The following is an 8,832-nucleotide window of genomic DNA, read 5'->3' on the forward strand; positions in this document are numbered from 1 at the left end:
TGGTGAAACAGGGCCGGGCAGCTGGGGGCGAGGAGCCGCCGGGCGCCGGTGGAGGACAGGGAGCCGCCTCGGACTGGGTCGGCGTGGTAAATCTCGGCGGGGACGTCCTCGTACACGCCGGGCTCGGTGATCGACCCGGGCTCGTGCACGCTCGCGGCCTCGATGAGGGTGGTGGCCCGGCCGCCGCCGGTCGGTGGGGCTGTCGTCATCGGGCGGGGCCTTCCTGGGTGGTGCTGGTGGTCGCGAGGACAGCCACGAGTCGATCGGCGAGGGCATCGCGGGTGACCCGCTGAGTCAGGTCGGGGACGTTCTCCGCCGCGAATGCGGTGATCTCGGCGAGCAGCACGTCATGCAGGGGTCTGGGCGAGGCGCCCGGGGAGGGGGCCATCAGGCGGCCTCCGCCAGTCCGGCGACCGTGGGCCGGGGCTCCGAAGGCTGGGTACAGTCGGCGCAGATCAGGCCGGTGCGCAGGGCGATCGCGACGGCGTGCGCCCGGTCCCGGGCGCCGAGGAACCGCATGATCCGCTGGACGTGCGTCTTGACCGTGTTGAGCGTCAGGCCGAAGGTCTTGGCGATCTCGGCGTTGGACTGCCCGCTGGCGATCTCGGCCAGGACGCCGAGCATGCGGTCGGTGAGGGCGAGCGGCATGGGGTTGGGCGTGGTCATGGGACTACTCCCCGTTGGTGTGGCGGTGGCCGGGCATGGGTGTGGGCCTGCGGGTGGCGGCGGAAGGGTGCCGCTGCTGGGCGGCGTCACGGGCACGGGCCCGGTGCCGGGCGCGGGCGTCGGCGATAAGGAAGAGCAGGCCGAGGCCGGACACGATCACGGTGAGCACCGCGGCGTTGAAGTAGCTCACGCCGGCACCCCCTGGCGGGCGAGCACCTGACCGAGGGACTGTCGCGCCCGCCACCCGAGTGTCTTCACCGCACCGATGCGGATGCCCAGCCGGGCTGCGACCTCGTCGCCAGTCATGTCGCCCCAGTACTGGAGCAGCAGGGCCTGGCGCTGGTGCTCGGTCAGGGCGCTCATCGCCCGGCGGACCGCGAGGTTCCTCTCATCCGTGATGAGTCGGTCGAGTGCCACGTCCTCGGGGCTGAGCTGGTTCCGGTCGAGGTCCACCATTTCGGCGGTGGAGACCTCCATACGGACCCGGATGGACTTGTAGTGGTCGGTGATCAGGTTCCGGAGGATGACGGTCAGCCAGGCTCCGAAGTCGCGGCCCTGCCACGTGAAGGAGTCGATGCGGCGCCAGGCCCGCAGCGCGGTCTCCTGGACCAGGTCCTCGGTGAGGAACCGGTCCTGCGTCCGCTTCCACGCGAAGCCGCAGAGGTACGCGTGGTACTGCTGGAAGGCATGGCCGAAGGCGTCGCGGTCGCCCTGCTGGGCTGCCTCGACCAGGGCGCGGGTGTCGATGCTCATCGGCCCTCGCCACCCGAGGCGCCGACGTAGCGGACGTACAGGACCGGCTCGCCGTCCTCCGTACGGACCGTGCCGTCGTACGCCCCGGCAGGGGTGTAGCTGGGCAGGCGCCCGGCGCGGACGTGGTCCGCAGTCGTCTTCGCGGTGTGGCTGCTGGGATAGGCGCGGGTGCGATGCCACTCGCCCGGGTTGGCGCGGCACTCGGCCGCGACGGGAGCGTGGTTGAACTTCGTCTGCCGCATCACCGATCACCGGCCTCGCCGCTCCCGGTCCAGCTGGCGAACTGCCCGATCTCCCAGTCGGCCTCGCCGCAGGCGTACGGCTCCCACTCGTCGGCCCAGTAGCGCCAGCCGAGGGCCGTGCGCTCCCCGTCCTGCGGATGGGTGGTGATGGTGTCGGCGCGGAACCGCCAGCCGTACGGGCCGCTATAGGTGCGGCCGGGCTGGTAGAAGTCGGCGGGCTGGGTGATCGCGCCCCCGGTGGAGGTGACCTTCCCGGTCTCGGCCTGGATGTCGGCGATCAGGGCATCGATCTCGATGCCGGTCATGTGGGCGGCCAGGATGCCGCGCAGGCGGTCCGTGGCGGTCACAGGGCCGCCTCGGCCGGGTACGCGTGGGCCCAGATCACGACCAGGGCACCAGCCACACGGCCCTGAGCCTCCACCCGCGTGTAGCCCGGGTGCGGGTACTCGGTCACCGTCCCGCCGAGCTCCACGGCCCACTGGGCGATCTCCTCGCGGTCCTCGCCAAACAGACCGCTGAACAGCTGGCCGCTTGCGGTGGGCTGCTTGCCGTACAGGACGTCGGCGGTGTCGAGTCGCCAGGACGTCAGGGGCGGGAGGTCCTTGCCTGTGGCCCGGGCCATCACCGAGTCGACGACGGCGGCGAGGCGGCGGTATGTCTCCGGGTCCATCGGCCCCGGCGCGGATGCGGTGGGGGCGGAGGGCAGCGGCAGGATCGGCGCGACGGCGTTGCCCTGTCGCAGCGGCACTCCGCGGTGTCGGTCCGCCGGGGTCAGCGGGCGCTGTACCCCGGCGCGGGCCTCGGCGAGGGTGAGGACCTGGACACCGTGTCCAGGCATGTCGGTAGGCTGGGACATAGGTCCCCTCCGTTCCTTGAGCGAGCGAATGGTGTGTGGGCTGATGGGTCGCCGCCCGGCTTGGACTCCGGGGTGGCGGCCCGACCCGTTTGTGGATCAGGCGGCCGACTGCGCCGAGGGGCTGTCCGTTCGGTCGACGCCTGCGGCGGGGGCCTGGTCCAAGGCGTCGTGGCGCTGGCGGATGATCAGGGCCTCGATGGCCTCGACGGAGCCGAGGGAGTGGCCGGGGTACCAGGCGTCCTCGGCGGCCTGCCGGGGTGTCTTGGCGTCGCGCTGGGCGCGGATTTTGGCCAGGATCTGTCCGGCGTTGCGGATCGCCTCGTCGCGGGTGATGACGTCGGTCATGTCGCGGGCTCGGTCTCGCGTACGAGGAGCGATTCGATGCTCGTCTCGTAGCCCTCCGCGAGGAGGACGGCAGTGCTCAGATCCGGCCCGTTTTCCCCGCGGATGACGCGGCTGACGACGACGCGGTCGATGCCGGTGTGCCTGCCGATGCGGGAGGGGCTCAGGTCGCCGTCCGGCCTGGTGTGTCCGAGGGCTTCCGCGAGCGGGCGGAGGGCGTCGAGGTTGAGGCTGAACTTGGGAGCCATAGGGGTGTTCACCTCCTGGTCTGGGCGCAGCAGTGTGGGTGTGCACCCACACTTCGTGTGCTCACACATCGAATATAGCGGTTGAGCGTGTGTGTGCACAGCCACTGACCGAAAGTCGCTACGCGTGTTGCCCCATGCGCAACCAAATTCGAGAGTCTTGATCCGTGCAGGTCAATGGCTGATATAGTCCCTGACCTGCGATGTTGTGCGTGCACATCATCAAAATTGGGGAGGGGTCGCGCTACCATCAACCGTGGGAGCGGCCACACATCAACCCCGGGAGCGACATGGACGAGGCCCCGTACGCCGAGTTCGCCTCGTGGCTGCGCGAGCTCGCAGCAGCCGCCGGCTACGACACCCAGGCGAGAGGCGGCACCTCGGCCCTCGCCAAAGCCGCTGGCGTCGACCGCGGACAGCTCAGCCGCGCGCTGTCCGGAGCGGTCCAGCCCAGCATCGACACCCAGCGCGGCCTGGTGCGTGCCTTGAACGCTGGCGGTGTCAAGGTGGATATGCCGGAAATGTTGGTGCGCTCCCAGACGGTCAAGCCGGAGGACCTCCCGACCCCGCAAGACTCGATACCGCCCGCAGTTGAGGACATCGACCTCTACGCACTAGCGCGAGCGTTCGACATTCCGCCGGAACGTGCGCACCTGTTCGTTCGATCGGTCGAGTCTCAGGCGAAAGTGTTCGCCGATGACCAAAATTCAACTAGCATCGGCGATCCGCAAACAGGGGGACTGTCGGCGGAGAGGTGATGTGCAATGCCGTCACGGACCACGAGAGCAAGAGCCGGCTACTTGCTCGTGGCGGCAGCCGGAGCCGCACTGGTCATCCTGGGGGCAATTCAGCCGAACAGGTGCCACACGGGAGGCGTCGGCTTGATGACGTTGATTTTGGGGGTGGGCCCACTGGCACTACAGAGCATGCACGACTCAGCACGCGAGAACCGACTCATCGCAGCACGGGAAAAACGGCGCGACGACCTGGAACACCGACGGCGCCTCCACGAGGAGCGAGAAGACGACCACATGCGCCACGTCGCTGAAGACAACGCGCGCTACCAGCGCAACGTCGCGGCACTCCGGCAGCAGGAGCTCGACATCCAGGCGCGCCAGGCCGACGCCCTTCGGGACATCGAGGAGCGCACCCAGGCCGGCCTGGCCGCGGTAGAGGTCCGCAAGGCGGAGATCGAAGGCAAGGCCTTCCGCCATGCTCTCGAGCTCATCCGCGCCGGCGAGCTGACTGCCCGTGAGAGCGCTACTGTCTGGTCCATTCCTCGCCCGGCAGTACGAAACGTCGAGTCACCCAGCTGCGGCGAGACCGTCTTCGGGATGGGTGACGCCGTCACCGACACCGGGGGCAACCGGTTCAACCTGTAGGCCGAAGGATGCCGCCGCCGAGCACAGTGCCCCGTGCGCGTGCGGCGGCCCTTCGCGTTTCGGAGCATCGAATGCGGAAAATCGACAATCCGGACCTGACTCCGGCCATCGGCTACATCAGGGTCTCGATGGCTCGCGAGGAGATGATCTCTCCGGAACTGCAACAGAAGGCCATCGAGCAGTGGGCGGCCGCCACCGGTCACCGGATCATCGACTGGGTTCCAGACCTTGACAAAACCGGCAGAAACTTCAAGCGCAAGATCATGCAGGTAATCGAACGCGTCGAAGCCGCGGAAGCCAGCGTCATCGCGGTCTGGAAGTACAGCCGGTTCGGCCGCACCCGCGACGGCTGCGCAACCAACCTGGCCCGAGTCGAACGCGCCGGCGGCCAGCTGCACTCAGCCACCGAACCCATCGACGCCTCCACGGCCATCGGCAAGTTCCAGCGCGGCATGATCATGGAGTTCAACGCATACGAAAGCGACCGGGCGGGGGAGCAGTGGAAGGAAACCCACACCTGGCGCATTGCGCACGGCCTGCCGTCGTCCGGAGGCCGCCGCTTCGGCTACATCTGGCATCCACGCTGCATCACCGGTCCTGACGGGTCCCTCGTCCTGCAACAGGAACGGTACGAACCGGATCCGGACACGCGGAAGATCGTCGAATCCCTCTTCCGGCGGTACGCCGACGGCGAGGGCTTCCAGCGACTCGCCAACTGGCTCAACGACCGGGGCATCCGCAACACCCGCGGAGCCACCTGGTCGGAGCGCACCCTGGCGGCCTACATGGACAGCGGCTTCGCCGCTGGGTACCTGCGCGTCCACGACGACCAGTGTCGCGAGCCCTACCGGTGGAACTGCCCGCGCCACCTGCTCATCCTGGCGGACCCCCAGTACCGGCACGCTGCCATCGTCGACGCCGACCTGTGGGCGCGCTACCAGCGACGCCGGAGCGTCGTCCGCGTGGCGCCGCCCAGGACGCGGCGGGCCGCGTATCCGCTCACCGGCGTCCTGGCTTGCCAGTGCGGCAACGCCCTCGTCGCCCGCCGCTCCAAGCCCGGCGCCCGGGTCTTCTTCACGTGCTCACTGAGGCGCCGCAAAGGGCCTTCCGCGTGCGGCGCGGGCACCCATGCCATGGACGCCCTGGAGAAGGCCGTCCTGGGCCAGCTGAGGGCCATTGCGGACGAGGTGGACCAGGCGGCCGGGGCTGTGGTCCTGAGCGCCGACGACATCGAGCTGCAGGGGCGGGAGAGGGTCCAGGCCGAGGAGGCCGTGAAGCGCGCGGAGAAGGCCATCAACCGCCATCTCCGGGCCTTCGCGCTCATCGAGGCGGACGAGGAGCTGGAGATGCCGGAGGAGGAGTTCCTGGCGACGCTGAAGACCCTGCGAACGGAGAAGGCGACGGCCGTGCGCAGGGTCGAGGAGTTGTCCGCGGGTGCGGCCGGCGGATTGAGGGTGGCGGCGGTGCGAGTCGCGCGGGGGCTGCTGGACGACTGGCCGACCGCGCCTCCGGAGCTGTTGAACACGCTCCTGCGGCAGGTGTTCCGGAAGTTCTACGTCCTGGAGGACGGCTCACTCGTTCCGGAGCCCGTGTGGGTCCGGGAAAGTACGAAGCCCCTCGGACTGTAGGACCGGCCGGAAGTCACGGGGGAACAACTTCCGGATGGTCACTTACAGGTGTTCCTAGGGAACAACCGAGGGGCTTCGCGTCTGGTTGTTGCGAGATAAACCATCTCGCGACGAGGAGAACATACGTCCTGGATCCGCCCTGGTCAAGTGAGGGTACGGGCCCCTGGCCGGGAGCGGTGGGCAGACGCCGGGCCGCAGCTTTCCGGTCACGGTGTGTGACGCCTCGGGGGTCGGGAGGGCCCCTGAACCGGGCCGGACCGGGAAGGCGGAGGCCCCGTGGGCCGAGGTGCCCCGGGCCGGTTCCCCGGCGGCGGGCCCCGCCGAAGGCGCAGGCCGACGACTGCGGACCGACCGGCCGTCCGGCGCGCCGCGGCCGGTTCAGTCGGAGGGCGCCGTCGCCGCGGTGCCCAGGCTGCCCTCCCGGTCGAGCAGCTTGCGGATGTCGTGGGCCTCCGGGACCCCGAGCCTGCTGAACACCTGGTAGGCGCTCTCCAGGCTGGCCCTGCCCCGGTTGTGCTCGCCCAGCCGGGACAGCGCCCGGCCGCGGGTCGCATGGGCGAGCCCCTCGCAGAAGGCGTCGCCCACCTCCTGGGCCACCGCCAGCGCCCGCTCCGCCGTGACCGCCGCGTCGGGGTCCCGTTCGAGGTCCAGCAGGCACTCCGACTGACGGGCCAGGACCAGCCCCTCCCAGCCGCGCCGCCCCTGCTCGCGGAAGAGGCGCAGGGCGTGGTGGAGATGGCCGAGCGCACCGTCGGGGTCGCCGGCCCGGCGGAGGACGACACCGGCCGAGTAGCGGGTCTCGGCGACGGTGGAGTCGTTCCCCGAGGCATCGGCGGTGGCCAGAGCGGACTGCACCATGCCGAGCGCCTCACCGGGACGGCCCAGGGACATCAGGGACCGCGCCGTGTTCCCCATGATCAGCGCCGAGACGCTGGAGTTGCCCAGCAGTTCGCACTGCTCCAGCGCCTCGTACAGATACGGCAGGGCCTTGGTGGGCTGCCCGGTGCTCCCGAAGACGATGCCGAGCAGGTTGGCCGCGGTGAACTGGGCGATCCGGTCACCGTTGGAGCGGGCGAGGCCGAGCGCGGTCCGCAGCTCGGGTTCGGCCTCCTCGTACCGGTCGCACGAGTACAGCAGCAGGCCGCGCACACAGCGGGCGCGGGCCTCGGCGACGCTGTCGCCCGTACGGTGGGCCGCCTCGACCACCGGCCGCAGGATCTGCTCGATCTGACGCTGGTGGACCGCCCCGTCGATGAGCCAGACCCATGCCATCAGCAGGTCGATCAGCGGCCGGACGGCCCCCTCGCGGGCGGTCCGTGCCTGCTGGGCGATCACCGTGAACAGGGTGGTCTGCTCGGCGAGCAGCCACGAGCGGGCGGCCTCGGTGGTGGCCAGGGGCGCGCTCCGGGCCCGGGGTGCCTGCAGGTGGTCGGTGAGCACATCGCCGGGCTCCAGCAGCCGCGACGCCGCCGACACGGTGGCGAAGAGGAAGTCCAGCAGCCGGGTCACCGCCAGGTCCCGGTCGGTGTCCGGGTCGGTGCGCTCGGCCTGCCGGCGGGCGAACAGGCGCAGCAGGTCGTGGTGGCGGTAGCGGCCGGGCGCGGGCGCTTCCAGCAGGCCGGTGTCCACCAGCCCCTCCACCAGGTCCTCGGTCGACTCCACGGGGAGGTCCAGCACCGCCGCCGCGGACGCCAGGGACAGGTCCGGGCTCTCCGGCAGGGCGAGCAGGCGGAAGGTCCGGGAGAGGTCCTGGGGGAGCTGCCGGTAGCCCAGCGCGAAGGTGGCCTCCACCGCGAGCTGCCCCGTCTGCATCTCGTCCAGCCGCCGCCGCTCGTCGGTCAGGCGGGCCGCGAGCGTGGAGACCGTCCAGGAGCGCCGGGCGGCCAGCCGCGCGGCCACGATCCGCACCGCCAGCGGCAGGAAGCTGCAGGCCGAGACCACATCGAGGGCGGCCTCGCGCTCGGCCCTCACCCGTTCCCGGCCCGCGATGGCCTCGAAGAGACCCAGTGCCTCCTGGGGCTCCAGCACATCCAGGTCGATGTGGTGGGCGCCGGGCAGATCGGTGAGCCTCGCCCGGCTGGTGACCACCACCGCGCAGCCGGGCCCGCCGGGCAGCAGGGGCAGGACCTGGGCGGTGTCCCGGGCGTTGTCGAGCACGACCAGGACCGAGAGGCCGGCCAGCAGCGAGCGCAGCAGCAGCGATCTGCGCTCCACGCCGTCGGGGATGCCGGCCGCGTCCTCGCCCAGGGAGACCAGGAAGTCGCCCAGGACCGCCTCGGGGTCGGCCGGGGAGTCGCCGGCCCCGCGCAGGTCGACATAGAGCTGGCCGTCGGGGAACTCGCCGCGCACTCCGTGCGCGGCGTGCACCGCCAGCGCGGTCTTGCCCACGCCGCCGATGCCCGCGACGGCGCACAGGCGCAGGGCGGTGCCGCGGCTGTCGCGCAGCATCGCCTCCAGTTCCGCGGTCAGCTCGGCCCGGCCGGTGAAGTCCGTCGGGTCCGCCGGCAGCTGCGCGGGCACCCGGACGGCGCCCGTACCGGCGGGGGCCGCCGCCGGGGCCTCCGCGGGGATCAGGGAGGCGTCCGAGGCCAGGATGCGGGCATGGAGGTCGGTGAGCTCGGGGCCGGGCTCCACGCCGAGTTCGGCGACCAGGTGCCGGCGGGCGTCCGCATAGGCGGCCAGGGCGTCGGCCTGCCGGCCGCTGCGGTACAGCGCCAG

Annotated in this window: 13 protein-coding genes and 1 pseudogene; 3 read left to right on the plus strand and 11 right to left on the minus strand. The window is 71.0% G+C overall.

What is annotated here, in order from left to right:
* The 10 genes and pseudogenes from AOK09_RS30155 to AOK09_RS30200 form a co-directional block, all read right to left on the minus strand.
* Positions 1-209, minus strand: a pseudogene (locus AOK09_RS30155) (hypothetical protein); the annotation flags it as partial.
* On the minus strand, positions 206-388 hold the full coding sequence (locus AOK09_RS30160; RefSeq protein WP_055590404.1) for a hypothetical protein: 183 nt from the start codon (positions 386-388) through the stop codon (positions 206-208). The gene AOK09_RS30160 and the pseudogene AOK09_RS30155, both read right to left, overlap by 4 nt.
* Positions 388-666, minus strand: a complete 279-nt coding sequence (locus AOK09_RS30165; RefSeq protein ID WP_055590405.1) for a helix-turn-helix domain-containing protein — start codon at positions 664-666, stop codon at positions 388-390. The genes AOK09_RS30160 and AOK09_RS30165 overlap by 1 nt, the downstream gene beginning before the upstream one ends.
* Positions 667-670: 4 nt before the next feature.
* Positions 671-856 (minus strand): hypothetical protein, encoded by a 186-nt coding sequence (locus AOK09_RS30170; protein WP_055590406.1) that lies wholly within the window; start codon positions 854-856, stop codon positions 671-673.
* The gene (locus tag AOK09_RS30175; protein WP_055590407.1) at positions 853-1,419 is read right to left on the minus strand and encodes an RNA polymerase sigma factor; all 567 of its coding nucleotides are present in this window, start codon (positions 1,417-1,419) and stop codon (positions 853-855) included. Before AOK09_RS30175 ends, AOK09_RS30170 begins: the two co-directional genes overlap by 4 nt.
* Positions 1,416-1,661 carry a hypothetical protein gene (locus AOK09_RS30180; protein ID WP_055590408.1) on the minus strand — a complete coding sequence of 82 codons (246 nt, stop codon included), beginning with the start codon at positions 1,659-1,661 and terminating at the stop codon, positions 1,416-1,418. The genes AOK09_RS30175 and AOK09_RS30180 overlap by 4 nt, the downstream gene beginning before the upstream one ends.
* A complete protein-coding gene (locus AOK09_RS43295) occupies positions 1,661-2,008 on the minus strand; it encodes a hypothetical protein (RefSeq protein WP_055590409.1) in 348 nt (115 codons plus the stop codon). Before AOK09_RS43295 ends, AOK09_RS30180 begins: the two co-directional genes overlap by 1 nt.
* Positions 2,005-2,499, minus strand: coding sequence for a hypothetical protein (locus AOK09_RS30190; RefSeq protein WP_055590410.1), 495 nt, complete (start codon positions 2,497-2,499; stop codon positions 2,005-2,007). The genes AOK09_RS43295 and AOK09_RS30190 overlap by 4 nt, the downstream gene beginning before the upstream one ends.
* Positions 2,500-2,613: 114 nt before the next feature.
* Entirely contained in the window at positions 2,614-2,862 is a 249-nt protein-coding gene (locus AOK09_RS30195; protein WP_055590411.1) for a hypothetical protein, read from the minus strand.
* The gene (locus AOK09_RS30200; RefSeq protein ID WP_055590412.1) at positions 2,859-3,107 is read right to left on the minus strand and encodes a helix-turn-helix domain-containing protein; all 249 of its coding nucleotides are present in this window, start codon (positions 3,105-3,107) and stop codon (positions 2,859-2,861) included. Before AOK09_RS30200 ends, AOK09_RS30195 begins: the two co-directional genes overlap by 4 nt.
* A 209-nt stretch (positions 3,108-3,316) precedes the next feature.
* Between AOK09_RS30200 and AOK09_RS30205 the strand changes: the two genes are divergently transcribed.
* The 3 genes from AOK09_RS30205 to AOK09_RS30215 all read left to right on the plus strand — a co-directional run bounded on the left by AOK09_RS30205 (position 3,317) and on the right by AOK09_RS30215 (position 6,114).
* Complete coding sequence (locus AOK09_RS30205; RefSeq protein ID WP_157876096.1) at positions 3,317-3,862, plus strand: helix-turn-helix domain-containing protein; 546 nt, start codon at positions 3,317-3,319, stop codon at positions 3,860-3,862.
* Between the two features lie 168 nt (positions 3,863-4,030).
* Positions 4,031-4,486, plus strand: a complete 456-nt coding sequence (locus tag AOK09_RS30210; protein WP_157876097.1) for a hypothetical protein — start codon at positions 4,031-4,033, stop codon at positions 4,484-4,486.
* A gap of 8 nt (positions 4,487-4,494) precedes the next feature.
* Entirely contained in the window at positions 4,495-6,114 is a 1,620-nt protein-coding gene (locus tag AOK09_RS30215; RefSeq protein WP_079063555.1) for a recombinase family protein, read from the plus strand.
* A 378-nt stretch (positions 6,115-6,492) separates the two neighbouring features.
* Here the strand turns inward: AOK09_RS30215 and AOK09_RS30220 are convergent.
* On the minus strand, positions 6,493-8,832 hold a 2,340-nt coding region (locus AOK09_RS30220; RefSeq protein WP_055590416.1), incomplete at its 5' end, for an ATP-binding protein.

This window comes from Peterkaempfera griseoplana (assembly GCF_001418575.1).
GTDB lineage: Bacteria > Actinomycetota > Actinomycetes > Streptomycetales > Streptomycetaceae > Peterkaempfera > Peterkaempfera griseoplana.

Coding starts and splice junctions, on each gene's coding strand:
- AOK09_RS30175 (WP_055590407.1), bottom strand. CDS start 1,419: ATGAGCATCGACACCCGCGCCCTGGTCGAGGCAGCCCAGCAGGGCGAC.
- AOK09_RS30200 (WP_055590412.1), bottom strand. CDS start 3,107: ATGGCTCCCAAGTTCAGCCTCAACCTCGACGCCCTCCGCCCGCTCGCG.
- AOK09_RS30195 (WP_055590411.1), bottom strand. CDS start 2,862: ATGACCGACGTCATCACCCGCGACGAGGCGATCCGCAACGCCGGACAG.
- AOK09_RS30190 (WP_055590410.1), bottom strand. CDS start 2,499: ATGCCTGGACACGGTGTCCAGGTCCTCACCCTCGCCGAGGCCCGCGCC.
- AOK09_RS30160 (WP_055590404.1), bottom strand. CDS start 388: ATGGCCCCCTCCCCGGGCGCCTCGCCCAGACCCCTGCATGACGTGCTG.
- AOK09_RS30215 (WP_079063555.1), top strand. CDS start 4,495: ATGCCGCCGCCGAGCACAGTGCCCCGTGCGCGTGCGGCGGCCCTTCGC.
- AOK09_RS30210 (WP_157876097.1), top strand. CDS start 4,031: ATGCACGACTCAGCACGCGAGAACCGACTCATCGCAGCACGGGAAAAA.
- AOK09_RS30165 (WP_055590405.1), bottom strand. CDS start 666: ATGACCACGCCCAACCCCATGCCGCTCGCCCTCACCGACCGCATGCTC.
- AOK09_RS30180 (WP_055590408.1), bottom strand. CDS start 1,661: ATGCGGCAGACGAAGTTCAACCACGCTCCCGTCGCGGCCGAGTGCCGC.